Source organism: Citrobacter sp. RHBSTW-00986 (assembly GCF_013783065.1).
In the GTDB taxonomy this organism is placed as follows: Bacteria; Pseudomonadota; Gammaproteobacteria; order Enterobacterales; family Enterobacteriaceae; genus Citrobacter; species Citrobacter braakii.
On the sequence record NZ_CP056200.1, the window covers coordinates 572,561 to 593,701 of the forward strand.

Annotated in this window: 18 protein-coding genes and 1 other RNA gene; 12 read left to right on the plus strand and 7 right to left on the minus strand. The window is 51.1% G+C overall.

The features are described 5' to 3' along the window. Positions 1 to 78: 78 nt before the first annotated feature. Genes nagA through kbaZ form a run of 6 tightly spaced genes read right to left on the minus strand, consistent with a single transcriptional unit; the run spans position 79 to position 5,088 of the window. The gene (gene nagA / locus HV345_RS02850; RefSeq protein WP_181636225.1) at positions 79 to 1,212 is read right to left on the minus strand and encodes an N-acetylglucosamine-6-phosphate deacetylase; all 1,134 of its coding nucleotides are present in this window, start codon (positions 1,210 to 1,212) and stop codon (positions 79 to 81) included. After that, positions 1,209 to 1,643, minus strand: a complete 435-nt coding sequence (gene agaF / locus HV345_RS02855) for a PTS galactosamine/N-acetylgalactosamine transporter subunit IIA (RefSeq protein ID WP_016157552.1) — start codon at positions 1,641 to 1,643, stop codon at positions 1,209 to 1,211. The genes nagA and agaF overlap by 4 nt, the downstream gene beginning before the upstream one ends. 16 nt (positions 1,644 to 1,659) lie before the next feature. Further along, a complete protein-coding gene (gene agaE / locus HV345_RS02860; RefSeq protein WP_181546435.1) occupies positions 1,660 to 2,538 on the minus strand; it encodes a PTS N-acetylgalactosamine transporter subunit IID in 879 nt (292 codons plus the stop codon). Beyond that, on the minus strand, positions 2,528 to 3,307 hold the full coding sequence (agaW, locus tag HV345_RS02865) for a PTS N-acetylgalactosamine transporter subunit IIC (protein WP_181636226.1): 780 nt from the start codon (positions 3,305 to 3,307) through the stop codon (positions 2,528 to 2,530). The genes agaE and agaW overlap by 11 nt, the downstream gene beginning before the upstream one ends. A gap of 10 nt (positions 3,308 to 3,317) precedes the next feature. Beyond that, positions 3,318 to 3,791: a PTS N-acetylgalactosamine transporter subunit IIB gene (agaV, locus tag HV345_RS02870; RefSeq protein ID WP_016157550.1), complete on the minus strand. Its 474-nt coding sequence runs from the start codon at positions 3,789 to 3,791 to the stop codon at positions 3,318 to 3,320. A gap of 19 nt (positions 3,792 to 3,810) precedes the next feature. Further along, entirely contained in the window at positions 3,811 to 5,088 is a 1,278-nt protein-coding gene (kbaZ, locus tag HV345_RS02875) for a tagatose-bisphosphate aldolase subunit KbaZ (protein ID WP_232585341.1), read from the minus strand. A gap of 267 nt (positions 5,089 to 5,355) precedes the next feature. Here kbaZ and HV345_RS02880 point away from each other — a divergent pair, with 267 nt between their 5' ends. After that, positions 5,356 to 6,165, plus strand: coding sequence for a DeoR family transcriptional regulator (locus HV345_RS02880; protein ID WP_181636227.1), 810 nt, complete (start codon positions 5,356 to 5,358; stop codon positions 6,163 to 6,165). A 59-nt stretch (positions 6,166 to 6,224) separates the two neighbouring features. Here the strand turns inward: HV345_RS02880 and garD are convergent, their stop codons facing one another. Next, the gene (gene garD / locus HV345_RS02885) at positions 6,225 to 7,796 is read right to left on the minus strand and encodes a galactarate dehydratase (protein WP_181636228.1); all 1,572 of its coding nucleotides are present in this window, start codon (positions 7,794 to 7,796) and stop codon (positions 6,225 to 6,227) included. A 403-nt stretch (positions 7,797 to 8,199) separates the two neighbouring features. On the opposite strand from garD, the gene garP reads away from it, so the two are divergent. The 11 genes from garP (at position 8,200) to HV345_RS02940 (ending at position 21,104) form a co-directional block, all read left to right on the plus strand. Further along, on the plus strand, positions 8,200 to 9,534 hold the full coding sequence (garP, locus tag HV345_RS02890) for a galactarate/glucarate/glycerate transporter GarP (RefSeq protein WP_065554768.1): 1,335 nt from the start codon (positions 8,200 to 8,202) through the stop codon (positions 9,532 to 9,534). A gap of 15 nt (positions 9,535 to 9,549) precedes the next feature. Next, positions 9,550 to 10,320, plus strand: a complete 771-nt coding sequence (gene garL, locus HV345_RS02895) for a 2-dehydro-3-deoxyglucarate aldolase (RefSeq protein WP_005131731.1) — start codon at positions 9,550 to 9,552, stop codon at positions 10,318 to 10,320. 29 nt (positions 10,321 to 10,349) lie between these two features. Further along, the gene (gene garR, locus HV345_RS02900) at positions 10,350 to 11,240 is read left to right on the plus strand and encodes a 2-hydroxy-3-oxopropionate reductase (protein ID WP_181636229.1); all 891 of its coding nucleotides are present in this window, start codon (positions 10,350 to 10,352) and stop codon (positions 11,238 to 11,240) included. A 65-nt stretch (positions 11,241 to 11,305) separates the two neighbouring features. Next, positions 11,306 to 12,451: a glycerate 2-kinase gene (gene garK, locus HV345_RS02905; protein WP_047358544.1), complete on the plus strand. Its 1,146-nt coding sequence runs from the start codon at positions 11,306 to 11,308 to the stop codon at positions 12,449 to 12,451. Between the two features lie 32 nt (positions 12,452 to 12,483). Next, positions 12,484 to 12,860: RNase P RNA component class A (rnpB, locus tag HV345_RS02910), an RNA gene on the plus strand. A gap of 891 nt (positions 12,861 to 13,751) precedes the next feature. After that, the gene (gene tdcA / locus HV345_RS02915; RefSeq protein WP_003828596.1) at positions 13,752 to 14,690 is read left to right on the plus strand and encodes a transcriptional regulator TdcA; all 939 of its coding nucleotides are present in this window, start codon (positions 13,752 to 13,754) and stop codon (positions 14,688 to 14,690) included. Between the two features lie 98 nt (positions 14,691 to 14,788). Beyond that, positions 14,789 to 15,778, plus strand: a complete 990-nt coding sequence (gene tdcB, locus HV345_RS02920; RefSeq protein ID WP_003828594.1) for a bifunctional threonine ammonia-lyase/L-serine ammonia-lyase TdcB — start codon at positions 14,789 to 14,791, stop codon at positions 15,776 to 15,778. 22 nt (positions 15,779 to 15,800) lie between these two features. Then, the gene (gene tdcC / locus HV345_RS02925; protein ID WP_016154633.1) at positions 15,801 to 17,132 is read left to right on the plus strand and encodes a threonine/serine transporter TdcC; all 1,332 of its coding nucleotides are present in this window, start codon (positions 15,801 to 15,803) and stop codon (positions 17,130 to 17,132) included. A gap of 31 nt (positions 17,133 to 17,163) precedes the next feature. Next, positions 17,164 to 18,372 carry a propionate kinase gene (tdcD, locus tag HV345_RS02930; RefSeq protein WP_016154632.1) on the plus strand — a complete coding sequence of 403 codons (1,209 nt, stop codon included), beginning with the start codon at positions 17,164 to 17,166 and terminating at the stop codon, positions 18,370 to 18,372. A gap of 28 nt (positions 18,373 to 18,400) precedes the next feature. Further along, complete coding sequence (gene pflB / locus HV345_RS02935; protein ID WP_181636230.1) at positions 18,401 to 20,695, plus strand: formate C-acetyltransferase; 2,295 nt, start codon at positions 18,401 to 18,403, stop codon at positions 20,693 to 20,695. A gap of 13 nt (positions 20,696 to 20,708) precedes the next feature. Continuing rightward, on the plus strand, positions 20,709 to 21,104 hold the full coding sequence (locus tag HV345_RS02940; RefSeq protein WP_016157544.1) for an enamine/imine deaminase: 396 nt from the start codon (positions 20,709 to 20,711) through the stop codon (positions 21,102 to 21,104). Positions 21,105 to 21,141: the final 37 nt, after the last annotated feature.

A 21,141-nucleotide genomic window follows, 5' to 3' on the forward strand; every position in this document is an offset into this window, starting at 1 on the left:
TGAGTATTTCCTTAAGCGAAAGGAAAAGAAAGGCCTTGCGATCAAGGATCGCAGGCCAACACAAGACAAAATGAAAGGTCAAAGGGGGAGAGCCTGACCCTGAATCCAGATCTGTTGTAAATGCAGCCCGCTATTAAGCGCGATCGCGTCGGCACGTTTACCCACTGCTAACGATCCCAGTTGGCGATCGATTCCCAACAGACGTGCAGGGTGGAGAGAGGCCATATGAATTGCCTCTTCTGCCGTTATCCCGGTGAACTCGATCATATTTCGTACGGCTGCATCAACCGAGAGCGTGCTGCCAGCCAGGCCACCGGACGTGGTACGCACAATTCCGCTGCGCATTTCCACTTGCTCACCGCAGAGCGAATAGCGCCCGTCAGGCATTCCTGCAGCCTGCATGGCATCTGTGATCAGCACCAGTCTCTCTTTCGCGCAACAGCAGCACAGCTTCATGGCCGCCGGGTGGACATGGTGTCCGTCAGCGATAAGCTCCAGCCAGGCGCGAGGGTCGGTTAACCCTGCGCCAACCATACCGGGCTCCCGGTGATGTAAGCCAGTCATACCGTTATAGCAGTGAACCAATCCGTCAGCACCTGCATCAAAGGCCGCGCGGGTTTGTTCCCAGTTGGCTGCGCTGTGGCCCAGCATCACTCGGACGTTGCGCCGCTTCAGATATTCGATAGCCTGCAATGCGCCAGTTTTTTCTGGTGCCAGCGCAACGACGCGCAATGTGTGCTGGGAAACCGTAATCAGTTCATCCAGTTCACTGAGCTCCAGTTCCCTGAAAAGCTCAGGCGGGTGCGCCCCTTTGTTCTGCGGCGTAAAATATGGGCCTTCAAGATAACTGCCCAGCACCTGTGCGCCAGGCCCGCCGCAATGGTAGCGACGGGCAATACGCTCCAGCGCACTGTGAATATCCGGTAGAGGAGCGGTGACGGTAGTGGGTAGCCAGTTGGCTACCCCTTCACGCGCTTTGTGCATCGCCAGTTTGTCGAGCGTATCCGGTGCCTCATCCATCACATCGACGCCTGCACCACCATGTACGTGGGTATCAATGTAAGCTGGACAAAGCAGTTCAGCGTCGCGCTTCATAACTCCGGATGGGATTGGCTCTATTGCTGCAATGATACCGTCTTCAATATATAACTGATGATCATCCAGCCATCCTTGTTCGGTTAGTAGACGCCTGGCGCGCAATCGCTTTGTCATATCCCTTCCTCAACGGGGTTTTCCTCGCGACAGCGTCCCAGCTCGTCCACCAGACTGGTTAAACCCCTGTGTCCGCACTCCAACGCCTGCACACGAAACGCTTCGCTGCTCAGGCCGTCGCGCTCCAGCACCATCTCCAGTAGCAGTTGTAGATTGGTACCGGTGATCACTTCAGTACCTTGCCTTTGCATGGCCAGCGTAGAAGCTACGCGAAATGGCGTCCCGCCCAACAGGTCTGTTAGAAACACGATGTCTTGCTGAGCATCCAGTTCACTCACTGCCTGTTCAAGTTGCGAGGTGAGTAAGGCTGTGGTTGAGGTTTCCGGAAAGTCGATGGCGATGAACTGAGTCTGTTCACCCAAAATCTGTTTCATCGCTTTTTCCATTCCGCTGGCAAACCCGCCATGGCCCGTCAAAATAATACCTAACATCTACAACCCCTTATATTTACAGGAAGTGACAGAACTTACCTACGACGCCAAGCACCACGGTAATGGCGATAAGACGAAGAGGACTCCAGCCACGACGGACCAGCCAGAACATAGTCAATGTGTAGACCAGCGGTAAAAATGCTGGCATCAATTTGTCTATAACGTCTGTTTGCAGTTTCACAACCGCGTCGCCAGCAGTAATTTCCAGCGTAGTGCTCAGGCGAACATAGGTCGCTACCAGCGCGCCGATCACCGTCATCCCAACGATGGATGCAGCATGTCCAACCTTTTTGGTGTTAGCTTTTATTAGCGGGATGGCAGCAACGCCCATTCGATAAGCATAGTGTGCTAGCCCAAAGCGCAGACCAAGATGAACCACGTTAAACATAACAATAAAGACAACTGCGCCAAGAATAGAACCTTGCAGCGCCAGACTGGCCCCGATACCACCGCAAATAGGCAATAACGTTAACCAGAACATGGCATCACCGATACCGCCAAGTGGAGCACCTACGGCAATCTTGGTGCTTTGAATACTGTTTACATCCTGCTTGGAGCGTTCCATCGCAAGGATAATCCCGATAACAAACGTGACCAGGAACGGGTGCGTGTTGAAGAAGCCCATATGGCCTTTCATCGAACGCGCCAGATCGCGCTTGTTGGTATGGATCTTTTTCAGTGCAGGTAACAGGCCGTACAACCATCCTGATGCCTGCATACGTTCGTAGTTAAAAGAGGCTTGTAATAACATTGAACGCCAGGCAACACGGTTGATATCTTTTTTCGTCAGCTCGGCACCGATATTCTGGTCTTCGTAGACGTTTTCATTGATGCCGGACAGCAGCGTTTCTTCGGTTTCGGAAACGTTCGGCAGAGCCGTTTGATTAGATGCCATCTTCGAATTCCTCTTTTTGTGCTGCGGGAGCTGTAGGTTCAGGTGATTTACGCAGAAAATCGATCAGCGCCATTGCCAGTGCTGCTGCTGCGATCGCCAGCACAGGGAGTTTGAGCCAGGCTGCGGCTACAAAACCCAGGATGAAGTAGGGGATATAGACGTTTTTCATCATGATTTTCAGCAGTACGGCGAAGCCGATAGCTGGCATGATGCCGCCTGCCACGCCGAGGCCGTCAATCAGACGAGTCGGCAGAACATCTATAGCGGTTTTGGCATGTTCCGCACCAAAGTAAATCGGCAGGAACGCGCATAAAAAATAGAAGGTCCCCAGCGCCAGCATCGCCAAATAGTTGACCCGCTCAATTCCTGCGGTATCGGCATTTGCTGCCATGCGATCGCACCGAGCCATCACCCCTGACATCACAGAGAACAGGAAGGTAATCCCCATCTGTACCGCGACGGCGAACGGTACCGCCACTCCTACGGCAACTTCGGGTTTTACTCCTGTCGTTATGGCAAACGTGGTTCCCACGATAGTGCCGATAATCACGTTTGGCGGCTGAGCCCCAGCCAGCGGGGCCAGGCCCATCCACACCAGTTCCAGCGTACCACCTGTCAAAATACCGGTATGCAGATCGCCCAGAATCAGGCCGACCAGCGGCCCGAGAACAACCGGGCGGTGCATGTGCGTTAACCCGTTGAACATATCCAGGCCTGCAATAAAGGCGAGAATACCCAACGCAAAAGCCTGCAACAGACTAATTTCCATTGTGAATACCTCAGAGAAGTTTATAGAGGTCCTGGGCGGCTTCTGTTGGAACGCCCTGAACGAAGCACTCCACCCCAGCGGCTTTTAGCCCGTTGAACGCCGTAATATCGGCAGCGTCTACAGAAACCGTTTTGGCGATTTGTTGCTTGCCGTTGGCATAGTGCATATTGCCAACGTTGATACGGTTAACAGGAACACCGCCTTCAACCAGACGGAAGAAATCCGCAGGCGATTTGCAAACCAGCAGAATTTTCTGGCGATCGGCGGCACGGTGAATATTGTCGATCACTTTTTGTAGTGACCAGAAGCGTACGGCGATCCCTTCTGCCAGTACCATTTCCATCAGGTTTTGCTGTACTGGGTCTTCAGCCACTTCATCATTAGCGACCAGCACCAGATTTGCCCCCGCAAATCCGACCCATTGCACACCAACTTGACCGTGAATCAGACGTTCATCAATGCGACTTAATACAATGTTTGGCATGGTATTTTTCTCTTTTTTGTTATTCGTTACGATCTGGCGCACCCAGGCAGGCGCAGTGATATTGCTGCAGTATGTCCTGAATATGGTTAATGATGAGTTCTCGCGGTGTGGCGTTGAGATCTCCCCCGCGCACTTTTACGTACTGCAAGGGTAAATACTGGCTAATTAGCGGCAGTGGAATGGGGTCATCCGCCAGATTACGCACCAGACGTTCGAATGCTTCATCAATCTGGTTGTCCGGCCAGTAGTAACGAACCCGATCGGAGTAGCTATAACCGCGGGCCAAACGGCGCGCGTTGCCATCGCCGTGATAGTGGCTCTGCCAGTATTCTGGTCGATCAAGCATCACGCTTTCCAGTACATGTCGCAGGCCTGAACTGGCTTTTGCTGGCAGCAATTCTTCTTCAATAGCGGCTAACGAAAACAGTGCTTCACGTAGGGCGAAGGTCAGCGCGGGTCCCACTTTCAGAATGGCGAAGTGATCTATCACCAGTTGGCGCAAGGAGTGTGGCGTTTGGTAATCGGTAGAATGCGCTTCAAAAACCAGCGTGTCGTAGTCTTCCACCATTTTGCTGAGTGCCACGGCTTTCTGCGGTTGATAATCAATGATGTGTGTGTGGTCGAATTCAACGCCAGGTTGTACCACCAGGGCGATAATACGTGGCCAGATACCTTCCAGCCCGCGTTTTTCAAAGGCGTGATAATGGGCCTGTAACGTTGCACGTGCGGCATCCGGCGTTGTTACCGCCAGTTCGGTTAACGCTTCGTGAGCGCCACCAGGAACCGGAACTTCTGTGCCGATCACATAGACCAGGTCAGACTCACCAAAATGTGCCATACAGGTTTCTTCGGCTACTTTTGCCAGGCGTGCGGCGCGCTCGGCGACGATTTCATCAGTCAGGGGAACCGGGTCGTTAGTACACGACATGCTGCAATCGAGGTGGATCTTTTTAAAGCCTGCGGCGACATAGCTCTTGATCAGATCGTCAGCGTTGGCCATTGCCTCTTCTGCTGGCAGATTTTGCCAACGGTTTGGCCCAAGATGGTCCCCGCCGAAAATCAGCATATCCTGAGAAAAATTAAGCGAGTCGGCTAAACGGCAGACAAAACTGCGAAAATCGGCTGGTGTCATCCCCGTATAGCCGCCAAACTGGTCAACCTGATTAGAGGTTGCTTCGATCAACAGCGGTGTATGATTGGCATGGGCGTAGCGTATTGCGGCTTCCAGTACGATTGGATGTGCGGAACAAACGGCATAAATCCCGTTTGCCTTCCCCCATTTATGCTGCTCGACCATTTTAGTTAGATGTTTCACTTTCCTCTCCAGGTCAGATAACTGCGACATCATTCTTTCGTTTTGTTTCATTTAATACTGCATCATGGTGGTATAAAAATAAAACGAAAGATAATGGTTTTCCGATCTGTTTCACAAAAGAAACGCAATGAAAGGTTTCAGCGTAAGTCTGTCTGGCTCTTACCCGTTTACGGGGCTTGCATTCACGTAAAAGAAAGGCGTTAATAGACAAAACGAAATAAAACGAAAGATTCAACTAAAGGATTTCATATGAGTAACACCGAGTCCTCTGCAGACAAGCGCGTTATCGGCACTAGCGAAAGACGTGAGCAGATCATCCAGCGATTACGGCAGCAGGGAAGCGTTCAGGTTAACGATCTTTCTTTATTTTTTGGCGTCTCCACGGTCACTATTCGTAACGACCTCGCCTTTCTGGAAAAACAGGGGATTGCGGTACGCGCCTATGGTGGAGCGCTGATTTGCGAAAGCAATACGCTTGTTGTGGAGCCTTCTGTTGAAGATAAGAGCTCACTCAATACGGCGGTAAAACGCAGTATTGCCAGAGCCGCCGCGGAGTTGATCAAACCGGGGCACCGCGTGATTCTCGACTCCGGTACCACGACGTATGAAATTGCCCGCCTGATGCGCCAGCAAACCAACGTCATTGCTATGACCAACGGTATGAATGTCGCCAATGCGTTACTGGAAGCCGAAGGGGTTGAGCTGCTGATGACCGGCGGCCATTTGCGTCGTCAGTCGCAATCATTTTATGGCGATCAGGCAGAGCAATCGCTACAAAATTATCACTTCGACATGCTGTTTCTTGGCGTTGATGCTATCGATTTAGAGCGTGGTGTTAGCACACACAACGAAGATGAAGCGCGTCTCAACCGTCGGATGTGTGAAGTGGCTGAGCGTATCATTGTCGTTACTGACTCGACGAAGTTTAACCGCTCCAGCCTGCATAAGATCATTGATACCCAGCGGATTGATATGATTATTGTTGATGAAGGTATTCCAGAGGATAGTCTGGAAGGTTTACGTAAACATGGGATTGAGGTTGTTCTGGTGAGTATCTGATAAAAAAGTCGGGAAGTTTGCGAACTCCCCGACCTGTAATCGAATTTAGCTTTCAGGAATCAGGTCACTGGCGCCGGGTTAAACACCGCCAGTTGGTTATGCAGTCCCCATTGATCCGAGAAGGTTTTCTTACGCCCGCTGGCGACGTCGAGAATAAACTCGAACAGTTTCAGACCCACGTCTTCAATGGTTTCTTCGCCGGTGGCGATGGTGCCTGCGTTGATGTCCATCAGGTCAAACCAACGGTTGGCCAGCTCGGTACGGGTCGCCATTTTTATCACCGGCACGGCCATCAGGCCGTACGGCGTACCGCGACCGGTGGTGAACACCTGCACGGTGATCCCGGAAGCGACCTGCTGCGTACCGCAGACAAAATCACTGGCGGGTGTAGCCGCGTAAATCAGGCCGCGTTTGGTTGGGCGTTGGCCCGGCGACAAGACTTCGACAATCGCGCTCTTGCCAGACTTGGCAATAGAACCCAGCGCTTTTTCCACCACGTTTGCCAGACCGCCTTTCTTGTTGCCTGGAGAAGGGTTGGCGCTGCGATCCGTTTTGCCCATATCAAGGTAGTTATCGTACCAGGCCATCTCTTCAAGCAGGCGTTTACCTACTTCTTCGTTAATCGCACGTGGGGTCAGAAGATGGATGGCATCGCGCACTTCGGTAACCTCAGAGAACATTACGGTGGCACCGCAGCGTACTAACAGGTCGGAGGCATAACCGACCGCCGGGTTGGCCGTCACGCCGGAAAACGCATCGCTGCCGCCGCACTGCATGCCGACCACCAGTTCTGACGCCGGGCAGGTTTCACGCTGGCGTTGATTGAGTTTTGCCAGATGGCGTTCGGCCACCTGCAAAATATCGGCAACCATCGATTGAAAGCCAACGTGTTTTTCATCCTGCAGGCTGACGATGCTCGCGCTTTCGACCGGAATACTTTTCACGTCGTGCGTGCCTTCCAGCAGGCGCTCTGGCTGCAGTTTTTCGCAGCCGAGGCCAATGACCATCACTTCACCGCCAAAGTTCGGGTTTAGCGCAATATTGTGAATGGTACGAATCGGCACGATGGCGGCTGGGGCATTAATCGCCACGCCGCAGCCGTACAGATGATTGAGTCCGACCACGCCGTCAACGTACGGGTATTTGGGCAGCAGATCGCGCTCAATGATTTTCACCACATAATCCACCACGCCCGCCACGCAGTGCACGCTGGTGGAAATACCGAGCAGATTCTTGGTGCCGACACTACCGTCCGCATTGCGATAACCTTCGAAGGTGTAACCCTCAAGAGGCGGCAGCGGCTCTGGCACTTTGGTTGCCAGCGGCAGCGTCTCCAGCGGCGGGGCCTTGGGTAGCTCAACCATTGATTCATCAATCCAGCTGCCGCGTGGGATATCGCGAACGGCATAGCCTATCACTTCGCCATAACGCACGATTTCGCCGCGAACAGGAATATCCAAGAGCGCCACTTTATGTCCCTGGGGAATATGTTCAATGAGTTCCAGTCCGTCTGGAAAACGCGTCCCAGCTTTCAGACCATTGTCATTGACAATTATCGCCACATTATCTGTTTCGTGAACTTTAATATAAAACGCCGTTGGCGATTCTTGTCTGATTTCGATGTCGGCCATTGTCCAGTATTCTCCAACAAGGTGGTGATAATAGTGTGGATATTTATATTTTGAATCTAATTATAAGTAATAAAGATTCGGTATCGTGAAATAAGAATGTCAGGAGTTTATCGCCAAGAATGTGATGATGATCACTTAAACTCAGCAAGGCCGCCCCACCAGGGGTAGCAATACGTAAATGTGTGCATTAGCGCCCATGCATGTGTGCATATGCCCAAAACATTATTTTAATAACGCATGTTTAATGAGCGTTTACACAATGATTAACGTTGCGCTGCTGATTATACTAAATCACGGTTTCATAGCGTCTGATAAATTATTATGCGTTCTTATTATCAGTAATTTATCACCAGGAATATCTACCCAATAATAATAAAAATTTAATGTACCCGAGGTAATTAGAATGATTCTGGATACAGTTGTCGAGAAAAAGAAAGGCACGCACACCCGTTACTTAATATTGCTGATAATATTTATCGTTACAGCCGTTAACTATGCGGACCGTGCAACGCTGTCAATTGCCGGCACGGAAGTGGCGAAAGAGTTACAGCTCAGTGCCATCTCAATGGGGTACATTTTCTCCGCTTTCGGCTGGGCTTACCTGTTAATGCAAATCCCCGGCGGCTGGCTGCTGGATAAGTTCGGTTCAAAGAAAGTCTACACCTACAGCCTGTTCTTCTGGTCGCTGTTTACCTTCCTGCAGGGCTTTGTAGACATGTTCCCGCTGGCCTGGGCGGGTATTTCAATGTTCATCATGCGCTTTATGCTGGGCTTCTCGGAAGCGCCGTCCTTCCCGGCGAATGCCCGTATCGTGGCGGCCTGGTTCCCGACGAAAGAGCGCGGTACGGCGTCCGCAATTTTTAACTCCGCACAGTATTTCTCTCTGGCGCTGTTTTCGCCGCTGCTGGGCTGGCTGACCTTCGCCTGGGGCTGGGAACATGTCTTTACCGTGATGGGCGTGATTGGTTTTGTGCTCACCGGGCTGTGGGTAAAGTTTATTCATAACCCAACCGATCACCCGCGTATGTCGCAAGAAGAGCTGAAGTTTATCTCTGAAAACGGCGCGGTCGTGGATATGGACCATAAAAAGCCGGGTGATGTGAAGTCAGGCGGTCCTAAATTGCATTATATCAAGCAGTTGCTCACTAACCGTATGATGCTCGGCGTGTTCTTCGGACAGTATTTTATCAACACAATTACCTGGTTTTTCCTCACCTGGTTCCCGATTTACCTGGTACAGGAAAAAGGCATGTCGATCCTGAAAGTGGGCCTGGTGGCTTCGATCCCTGCGCTGTGCGGATTTGCCGGTGGCGTACTCGGCGGCGTGTTCTCTGATTATCTGATTAAACGTGGCCTCAGCATCACTCTGGCACGTAAGCTGCCGATTGTGCTCGGAATGCTGCTCGCCTCGACCATTATTCTGTGTAACTACACCGATAACACCACCCTGGTGGTGGCGCTGATGGCGCTGGCGTTCTTCGGTAAAGGCTTCGGGGCGCTGGGATGGCCGGTGATTTCCGATACTGCGCCGAAAGAGATTGTCGGTCTGTGCGGTGGGGTATTTAACGTATTTGGCAATGTGGCTTCCATCGTCACCCCGCTGGTGATTGGGTATCTGGTGAGCGAGCTGCACTCATTTAATGCTGCGCTGATGTTTGTAGGGTGCTCGGCGCTGATGGCAATGGTTTGCTACCTGTTTATTGTCGGTGACATTAAACGTATGGAATTGCAGAAATAAACAAAGGTGTAAGCGATGAATAACACGATTTTTCCGAATAAGTTTAAAGCGGCTCTCGCGGCGCAACAGATTCAGATTGGCTGCTGGTCTGCATTAGCCAGCCCAATCAGTACCGAAGTTTTAGGCCTGGCGGGTTTTGACTGGCTGGTGCTGGACGGCGAACACGCGCCGAACGACATATCGACGTTTATCCCGCAATTGATGGCGCTGAAAGGCAGCGCCAGCGCGCCGGTAGTGCGCGTACCGACCAACGAGCCGGTAATTATCAAACGCCTGCTGGATATCGGATTTTACAATTTCCTGATCCCGTTCGTGGAGACGGAAGAAGAGGCGGTGAACGCCGTGGCGTCGACCCGCTATCCGCCGGAAGGTATTCGCGGCGTGTCCGTATCCCATCGCGCCAATATGTTTGGCACCGTACCGGACTATTTTGCGCAGTCGAATAAGAACATCACCATCATCGTGCAGATCGAAAGTCAGCAGGGCGTTGATAACGTTGACGCAATCGCGGCGACAGAAGGCGTCGACGGGGTCTTCGTCGGCCCAAGCGATCTGGCTGCGGCGTTAGGCCACCTCGGCAATGCGTCACATCCTGATGTGCAGAAAGCTATCCAGCACATTTTTGCCCGCGCGAAAGCACACGGCAAACCAAGCGGCATTCTGGCCCCGGTAGAGGCGGATGCGCGTCGTTATCTGGAGTGGGGCGCGACGTTTGTTGCCGTTGGCAGCGATCTTGGCGTGTTCCGTTCAGCCACGCAAAAATTGGCTGATTCTTTTAAGAAATAACCCCCTCGACAGTAGAGAGAGATAAAGACATGACAATGAAAGTTGGTTTTATTGGCCTCGGTATTATGGGTAAACCAATGAGTAAAAACCTCCTCAAGGCAGGTTACTCGCTGGTGGTTGCTGACCGTAACCCGGAATCCATTGCGGAAGTGATTGCCGCAGGCGCAGAAACCGCCGCCACGGCGAAAGATATTGCCGAGCAGTGCGATGTGATCATCACCATGCTGCCGAATTCTCCGCATGTGAAAGAAGTGGCGCTGGGAGAGGGCGGCATTATTGAAGGGGCGAAACCGGGGACAGTGCTGATCGACATGAGCTCCATCGCGCCGTTAGCCAGCCGTGAAATCAGCGACGCGCTGAAAGCGAAAGGCGTGGAAATGCTGGACGCGCCGGTAAGCGGCGGCGAACCGAAAGCTATCGACGGTACTCTGTCGGTGATGGTTGGCGGTGATAAAGCGATTTTTGACAAATATTACGATCTGATGAAGGCGATGGCAGGTTCCGTGGTACATACCGGTGATATCGGCGCGGGTAACGTCACCAAGCTGGCGAATCAGGTGATTGTGGCGCTGAACATTGCGGCAATGTCCGAAGCGCTGACGCTGGCGACAAAAGCGGGCGTAAACCCGGATCTGGTGTATCAGGCGATCCGTGGTGGGCTGGCGGGAAGCACCGTACTGGATGCGAAAGCGCCGATGGTTATGGACAGAAACTTTAAGCCGGGTTTCCGTATCGACCTGCATATTAAAGATCTGGCGAACGCGCTGGATACCTCTCATGGCGTTGGCGCTCAGTTACCGCTGACTGCTGCAGTCATGGAGATGATGCAGGCGCTACGCGCTGATGGGCTGGGCACCGCCGATCATAGCGCACTCGCATGCTACTACGAAAAACTGGCGAAAGTGGAAGTCACTCGCTAACAAGAAGGGCGCGGATGCGCGCCCTGTATTTCTTGCCTTGCGCGGCACTGTCAGGCTACATAACTATGAAAATCGTAATTGCCCCAGACTCTTATAAAGAAAGCCTTTCTGCCACCGAGGTAGCTCAGGCAATAGAAAAAGGATTTCGGGAAATTTTCCCCGATGCGCAATATGTTTCTGTCCCGGTTGCCGATGGTGGTGAAGGAACGGTCGAAGCCATGATTGCCGCTACGCAGGGGAGTGAACATTCAGCGTGGGTGACAGGGCCGCTGGGCGAAAAAGTGAATGCCTGCTGGGGCATGTCTGGAGATGGTAAAACCGCGTTTATCGAAATGGCGGCAGCCAGCGGTCTGGCGTTAGTTCCTCCTGAAAAGCGTAACCCGTTAGTCACCACGTCGCGTGGCACCGGGGAGTTGATTTTGCAGGCGCTGGATAGCGGCGCGCAGAGCATCATTATTGGTATTGGCGGTAGTGCGACCAACGACGGCGGCGCGGGTATGGTGCAGGCGCTGGGGGCGAAACTCTGCGACGCCAACGGGACAGAGATTGGCAACGGTGGTGGAAGCCTGGAGAGTCTGAACACCATCGATATAACGGGCCTGGATCCGCGCTTAAAAACCTGCTCAATTCGCGTGGCCTGCGATGTAACCAATCCACTCACCGGCGATACTGGCGCTTCGCGCATTTTTGGCCCGCAGAAAGGGGCGACGGAAGAACGCATTATCGAACTGGACCGCAATCTGTCTCACTATGCCGACATCATTAAAAAATCGCTGCGGGTTGATGTGAAAGACGTTCCTGGCTCTGGTGCGGCAGGCGGAATGGGCGCCGCGTTAATGGCTTTTTTAGGTGCGGAGTTGCGCAGTGGTATTGAGATTGTGACCCAGGCGCTCAATCTGGAAGAGCATATTCATGACTGTACGCTGGTGGTGACCGGAGAAGGGCGGATTGACAGCCAGAGCATTCACGGCAAAGTGCCGGTGGGTGTGGCGAATGTCGCGAAGAAGTACCACAAGCCGGTAATTGGTATTGGCGGCAGCCTGACGCGCGATGTGGAGGTGGTGCATCAATATGGTATCGATGCGGTGTTTAGCGTATTAACCACCATCAGCACGCTGGAAGAGGCCTTTCGTGGGGCATTTGATAATATTTATCGCGCTTCAAGAAACATCGCCGCCACGTTGGCGATAGGAATGCGCAGTGCGGGGTGACAATGCCCCGCAAACCCTCTATACTGCGCGCCGAAGCTGACCAGACAGTCGCCGCTTCGTCGTCGTCCTCTTCGGGGGAGACGGGCGGAGGGGAGGAAAGTCCGGGCTCCATAGGGCAGGGTGCCAGGTAACGCCTGGGGGGGAAACCCACGACCAGTGCAACAGAGAGCAAACCGCCGATGGCCCACGCAAGTGGGATCAGGTAAGGGTGAAAGGGTGCGGTAAGAGCGCACCGCGCGGCTGGTAACAGTCCGTGGCACGGTAAACTCCACCCGGAGCAAGGCCAAATAGGGGTTCACAAGGTACGGCCCGTACTGAACCCGGGTAGGCTGCTTGAGCCAGTGAGCGATTGCTGGCCTAGATGAATGACTGTCCACGACAGAACCCGGCTTATCGGTCAGCTTCACCTCCTTATAAAACCCCGCTTCGGCGGGGTTTTTGCTTTGTAGGCAGACTGTCCACGGCGCTATACTCAAAAGAACGCGGCTTATCGGTCAACTTCACTCTTTATAAAAACCCCGCTTCGGCGAGGTTTTTTGCTTTATAGACCGGATAAGACGTTTACACTGCCATCCGGCAGACGTTTTTCCTGTCGTGTTGTAGTTGGTTCACCACGAATCTGGCCTTTATTTCCCATTCATCTCATCGTTATTTGACCTTTATTTACGCGCTGAACTTCTTTTATCTAAGGGAATGTCTTGCGGGATATTTCCTTTTTTGTGATGACTAGCACAAAACGCTGCGCGATACGTTTTTATCGAGAATAATCGAACGCAATCGATCGCCATCACAAAATTACTGGCTGATAAATTGTACAAAACTACTGTTAATGCAATGTTGCATGTGATGATTATTTGTATGTTTTGGTTTAAATATTAATAAATGCAATGTTTCTTTACAAACAAATAAGGCTAAAAAACGTGATGCATAACGTTATTTGACCACTATAAACGATAAAATATAATTATATTTGATAAGTTGCTTATTAAATTTAAGCGCTGTTTTGCCTGGTAATTACTCTGTAATTGATTGAAATATAGCCTTTCGTGGTTTTAAGAAATAGCAGGGAAAATGGTGTTGTTATAGCCATAAAAAATCGTTATCCCCCCATCTTTTTTTGATTAAAGTCAGGATAAAGTGAGATCGATATTTCATATCTATATGATTATTAAGTGATTTCAATTTAAATAATAGTCTTACAAAATGTAAGTCAAGGGGATTTGTGAGTGGTAGCACATATCCTCGTTCGCTTAATTTGGTACACTTCCTGCCGTCAACAAAGTAATTAGCGCAGGTCGATATGAATACTATTACACTCCCTAAAACACAGCACTTAGTGGTCTTTCAGGAAGTCATTAGAAGTGGTTCTATCGGCTCAGCTGCAAAAGAATTAGGTTTAACTCAACCGGCTGTCAGCAAAATCATTAATGATGTAGAAGCTTATTTCGGTATTGAGTTAGTCGTACGCAAAAATACTGGTGTGACATTAACTCAGGCAGGTCAGGTTATGCTCTCATGGTCTGAATCTATTACCCGTGAAATGAAGAACATGGTTGATGAGATGAACAGCATGACGAGCAATGCGGTCGTTGATGTGTCGTTTGGCTTTCCTTCACTGATTGCCTTCACCATCATGTCCGGCATGATTAAAAAATTCAAAGAAGTGTTCCCGAAAGCGCAGGTTTCCATGTATGAAGCTCAGCTCTCCTCGTTCTTACCTGCGATTCGTGACGGGCGTCTGGACTTCGCGATCGGTACGCTAAGTGATGAGATGAAACTGCACGATCTGCATGTTGAACCGCTCTTTGAGTCAGACTTCATCCTGGTTGCCAGCAAGTCCCGAACATGCACCGGCATCACCTCGCTGAGCGCGTTGAAAAACGAACAGTGGGTGTTGCCACAAACGAATATGGGGTACTACAGTGAACTTCTAACCACGTTACAAAATAATGGCATCAGCAGTGAAAACATCGTTAAAACAGACTCCGTCGTTACGATTTATAATCTTGTTCTCAATGCTGATTTCTTAACAGTAATTCCCTGCGATATGACCACACCATTTGGCTCAAACCAGTTTATTACTATCCCGGTAGAAGAAACCTTACCCGTCGCGCGTTATGCCGCCGTATGGTCGAAAAATTATCGAATTAAAAAAGCAGCATCTATTTTGGTGGAATTAGCCAAAGAGTATTCATCATATAATTGTCGGAGACGAAGGCAATTAATTGAAATTGATTAAAGATTGAATTTGTTTTAACACGAAATCAACGCCATCTGTCTATTTCTGACAATGGTCACGGCTATCTATTTACTTTAATACCCTAGTAAGAGGTTCTAATGCACATTACATACGATCTCCCAGTTGCAATTGAAGATATCCTCGAAGCGAAAAAAAGACTGGCGGGGAAAATTTATAAAACGGGAATGCCTCGCTCTAACTATTTTAGTGAACGTTGCAAAGGGGAAATTTTCCTCAAGTTTGAAAATATGCAGCGTACCGGTTCATTTAAAATCCGTGGTGCGTTTAACAAGCTCAGTTCATTAACCGAAGCTGAAAGATGTAAGGGCGTGGTGGCTTGCTCTGCAGGTAACCATGCGCAAGGGGTTTCTCTCTCCTGCGCCATGCTCGGAATCGACGGCAAAGTGGTCATGCCGAAAGGCGCGCCGAAGTCTAAAGTTGCTGCAACCTGCGATTATTCCGCAGAGGTTGTGCTGCACGGCGACAACTTCAACGACACCATCGCTAAGGTTAGCGAGATTGTGGAAACTGAAGGCCGTATCTTTATTCCACCCTATGATGACCCGAAAGTGATTGCTGGTCAGGGCACTATTGGTCTGGAAATTCTGGAAGATCTGTACGATGTCGATAACGTGATTGTGCCAATTGGCGGTGGCGGACTGATTGCTGGTATTGCAGTGGCAATTAAATCTATTAACCCGACTATTAAAATTATTGGCGTACAGTCTGAAAATGTTCATGGCATGGCGGCTTCTTTCCACGCTGGAGAAATAACCACGCACCGAACGACCGGCACCCTGGCGGATGGTTGTGACGTTTCCCGCCCGGGTACTTTAACGTATGAAATTGTTCGTGAGTTGGTGGATGACATTGTCCTGGTCAGCGAAGATGAAATTCGCAACAGCATGGTGGCATTAATTCAGCGAAATAAAGTTGTGACTGAAGGTGCCGGCGCGCTGGCTTGCGCAGCATTATTAAGCGGGAAATTAGATAGCTATATCCAGAACAGAAAAACAGTCAGCATTATTTCTGGCGGTAATATCGACCTTTCTCGTGTATCTCAAATTACTGGTTTAGTTGACGCTTAATATACTTCGTTGAGGATAGGATATGAGTACTACTGATAGCATTGTATCCAGCCAGACAAAACAGTCGTCCTGGCGCAAATCGGACACCACCTGGACACTGGGTTTATTTGGTACAGCCATCGGCGCCGGGGTGCTGTTCTTCCCTATCCGCGCAGGTTTTGGCGGACTGATCCCCATTCTGATAATGCTGGTGTTAGCATACCCCATCGCCTTCTATTGCCACCGTGCGCTGGCACGCCTGTGTCTTTCCGGCTCTAACCCTTCCGGTAACATCACAGAAACGGTTGAAGAGCACTTTGGTAAAACGGGCGGCGTGGTTATCACGTTCCTCTACTTCTTTGCGATTTGTCCGCTGCTGTGGATTTATGGCGTCACCATTACCAACACCTTTATGACCTTTTGGGAAAACCAGTTGCAGATGCCAGCGTTAAACCGTGGCTTCGTGGCACTGTTCCTGCTGCTGTTGATGGCATTCGTCATCTGGTTTGGTAAGGATCTGATGGTTAAAGTGATGAGCTACCTGGTATGGCCGTTTATTGCCAGCCTGGTGCTGATCTCTCTGTCTCTGATTCCTTACTGGAACTCTGCGGTTATCGATCAGGTTGATCTCAGCAATATCGCTCTGACTGGCCATGACGGCATCCTGGTTACCGTGTGGCTGGGTATTTCCATCATGGTGTTCTCTTTCAACTTCTCACCTATCGTTTCTTCCTTCGTGGTCTCTAAACGTGAAGAGTATGAGAAAGATTACGGTCGCGAATTTACCGAGCAGAAATGTTCAAAAATCATCTCCCGCGCCAGTATGCTGATGGTTGCCGTGGTGATGTTCTTTGCCTTTAGCTGCCTGTTCACGCTCTCTCCGGCAAACATGGCGGATGCGAAAGCGCAGAACATTCCAGTACTGTCTTACCTGGCGAACCACTTCGCTTCACTGTCCGGTTCGAAGTCCACCTTCGCGACCGTTCTGGAGTACGGCGCTTCAATCATCGCACTGGTTGCTATCTTCAAATCTTTCTTCGGCCACTACCTGGGCACGCTGGAAGGTCTGAACGGTCTGGTACTGAAGTTTGGTTACAAAGGCGATAAAACTAAGGTTTCCGCTGGCAAACTTAATACCATCAGCATGATCTTCATCATGGGCTCCACCTGGGTTGTGGCTTACGCCAACCCGAACATCCTGGACCTGATTGAAGCAATGGGCGCGCCGATTATTGCCTCTCTGCTCTGCCTGCTGCCGATGTATGCCATCCGTAAAGCGCCGTCACTGGCGAAATACCGTGGCCGTCTGGATAACGTGTTTGTTACCGTGATTGGTCTGCTGACTATCCTGAACATTGTCTACAAACTGTTTTAATCCTTAAGCTCAGGATGAGCGGAGTAGTGAAATGAATGAGTTTCCGGTAGTACTGGTTATTAACTGTGGTTCGTCTTCCATTAAATTCTCAGTGCTGGATGCAGCGAACTGTGAAGTTTTAATGGCGGGAATCGCGGACGGTATTAACTCTGAAAATGCGTTCATAGCAATTAATGGAGGAGAGCCAGCTAAGCTGGCTCACCACAGCTACGAAGACGCATTAAAAGCAATCGCCGTTGAACTGGAAAAACGTAATTTAATGGACAGCGTGGCCTTAATTGGCCACCGCATTGCCCACGGTGGAAATATCTTTACCGAATCAGCAATTATTACTGACGACGTTATCGATAATATTCGCCGGGTATCGCCTTTAGCACCGTTACATAATTATGCGAACCTCAGTGGGATTGAATCCGCACAGCACCTTTTCCCAGGCGTGCAGCAGGTTGCGGTATTTGATACCAGCTTCCACCAGACGATGGCCCCAGAGGCCTATCTTTACGGTCTACCGTGGAAATATTTTGAGGAGTTAGGCGTTCGTCGTTATGGCTTCCACGGCACGTCGCACCGCTATGTATCTCAGCGAGCGCATGAGCTTCTTGAGCTGCAGAGTGATGACTCCGGTCTGGTTGTGGCTCACCTGGGGAACGGCGCGTCAATCTGCGCGGTGCGTAACGGGCAGAGCGTTGATACCTCAATGGGCATGACGCCGTTGGAAGGGCTGATGATGGGCACACGCAGCGGTGACGTCGATTTCGGCGCCATGGCGTGGATTGCCAGCGAAACCAACCAGACGCTGAGCGACCTTGAGCGCGTTGTGAATAAAGAGTCCGGTTTACTGGGTATTTCCGGTTTGTCCTCTGACTTACGTACGTTAGAAAAAGCCTGGCACGAGGGACATGAGCGTGCGCAGTTGGCGATTAAAACGTTTGTGCATCGTATCGCGCGCCATATCGCCGGACATGCCGCTTCGCTGCATCGTCTTGATGGGATTATTTTCACCGGTGGAATAGGTGAGAACTCGGTATTAATTCGTCGTCTGGTTATTGAACATCTCGCCGTTTTAGGGGTGAATATCGACAGCGAGATGAATAGCCTGCCAAATTCCCATGGCGAAAGAATTATCTCTAATAAAGATGCTCGTGTTATTTGTGCGGTTATTCCCACAAATGAAGAGAAAATGATTGCGCGTGATGCCATTGCGTTAGGCAAAATTAATATACCAGTAGAATTTGCATAATTAATTTTCAGCAGAGAGATTATTTTTCATGAAGGTAAATATCGATACCAGCGATATGCTGTATGCCGAAGCCTGGAATGGCTTTAAAGGTACGGACTGGAAAGAAGAAATTAATGTCCGTGATTTTATTCAGCACAACTATACGCCTTATGAAGGGGATGAATCTTTCCTCGCCGAAGCAACGCCAGCGACCACTGCATTGTGGGAAAAAGTCATGGCGGGCATCCGTATTGAAAACTCGACGCACGCGCCGGTTGATTTCGATACCAATATTGCCACCACGATAACCGCACATGATGCGGGTTATATTGAACAAGAACTGGAAAAAATCGTTGGTCTGCAAACGGATAAGCCGCTCAAGCGTGCTCTGCATCCGTTTGGCGGCATCAACATGATCAAAAGCTCTTTTGATGCTTATGGTCGTGAGATGGATGCTGATTTTGAATACCAGTTTACTGAACTGCGTAAAACCCATAACCAGGGCGTATTCGACGCCTACTCTCCGGATATGCTGCGCTGCCGTAAATCCGGCGTGCTGACCGGTCTGCCGGACGGCTATGGCCGTGGTCGTATCATCGGCGACTATCGTCGCGTCGCGTTGTACGGTATCCGCTACCTGGTACGCGAGCGTGAACTGCAGTTTGCCGATCTCCAGTCGAACCTGGAGTGGGGCCAGAATCTTGAAGCCACGATTCGCCTGCGCGAAGAGCTGTCTGAGCACCGTCGCGCCCTGCTGCAGATGCAGGAAATGGCAGCGAAGTACGGCTGCGATATCTCCCGCCCGGCGCGTAATGCGCAGGAAGCGGTGCAGTGGGTTTACTTTGCTTACCTGGCTGCGGTGAAATCTCAGAACGGCGGCGCAATGTCGCTGGGCCGTACCGCATCGTTCCTCGACATCTACATTGAGCGCGATTTCAAAGCGGAAATTTTAAACGAGCAGCAGGCGCAGGAGCTGATCGACCACTTCATTATGAAGATCCGTATGGTGCGCTTCCTGCGCACGCCGGAATTCGACACCCTGTTCTCAGGCGACCCTATCTGGGCGACTGAAGTTATCGGCGGCATGGGGCTGGATGGCCGCACGCTGGTAACGAAAAACTCGTTCCGCTACCTGCATACGCTGCACACTATGGGACCGGCGCCTGAGCCGAACCTGACGGTGCTGTGGTCTGAAGCGCTGCCGATTGCCTTCAAAAAGTACGCCGCCCAGGTGTCTATCATCACCTCGTCTTTGCAGTATGAAAACGACGATTTGATGCGTGCCGACTTTGACAGCGATGACTATGCCATTGCCTGCTGCGTAAGCCCGATGGTTATCGGCAAACAAATGCAGTTCTTCGGTGCGCGTGCCAACCTCGCCAAAACGTTGCTGTACGCAATCAACGGCGGCGTGGATGAGAAGCTGAAAATTCAGGTTGGGCCGAAAACGGCACCGCTGATGGATGACGTGCTGGATTACGATACGGTGATGGAGAGCCTGGACCACTTTATGGACTGGCTGGCCGTGCAGTACATCAGCGCGCTGAACATCATCCACTATATGCACGACAAGTACAGCTATGAAGCTTCGTTGATGGCGCTGCACGATCGTGATGTCTATCGCACGATGGCTTGTGGTATGGCGGGTCTGTCCGTGGCGGCGGATTCTCTGTCGGCTATCAAATACGCCCGCGTGAAACCGATTCGTGATGAAAACGGTCTGGCTGTCGATTTCGAAATCGAAGGCGACTATCCGCAATACGGCAACAACGACGAGCGAGTAGACAGCATTGCCTGCGACCTGGTCGAACGTTTCATGAAGAAAATTAAGGTGTTGCCAACCTACCGTAACGCGGTGCCGACGCAGTCCATTCTGACCATCACCTCCAACGTGGTGTACGGACAGAAAACCGGTAACACACCGGACGGACGTCGCGCAGGTACGCCGTTTGCGCCGGGGGCTAACCCGATGCACGGCCGCGATCGTAAAGGCGCGGTTGCGTCATTAACCTCGGTGGCCAAACTGCCGTTTACCTATGCCAAAGACGGTATCTCGTACACCTTCTCCATTGTGCCGGCTGCACTGGGCAAAGAAGATGGGGTGCGTAAAACCAACCTGGTTGGTCTGCTGGACGGTTACTTCCACCATGAAGCGCATGTGGAAGGTGGGCAGCATCTGAACGTTAACGTTATGAACCGTGAAATGTTGATGGATGCCATTGAGCACCCGGAAAACTATCCGAACCTGACGATCCGCGTGTCTGGCTATGCGGTGCGCTTCAACGCGTTGACCCGTGAACAGCAGCAGGATGTTATTTCACGTACTTTCACCCAGGCGCTCTGACGCCGGAGGGATTATGAGAAAAGTTATTGCAACCGAATGTGCGCCAGGGGCGATTGGGCCTTACGTACAGGGGGTGGATCTGGGCAGCATGGTGTTGACGTCAGGTCAAATCCCGGTGTGTCCACAGACCGGTGAAGTGGCAGAAAACGTGGCCGATCAGGCACGTCAAAGCCTGGAAAACGTGAAAGCGATCGTCGAGTCCGCAGGTTTGAAAGTGAGCGATATCGTGAAGACTACCGTTTTCGTATCCGACCTGAACGACTTCGCCACCATTAACCAGGTGTACCAGCAGTTCTTTGATGAGCATCAGGCTATCTACCCCACGCGCAGTTGCGTACAGGTCGCCCGCTTACCAAAGGATGTGAAGCTGGAGATTGAAGCCATCGCCGTACGTGGCGACACGCTGTAATCCCTTGCGGGGCGATCTCAGGATCGCCCCGATCCTT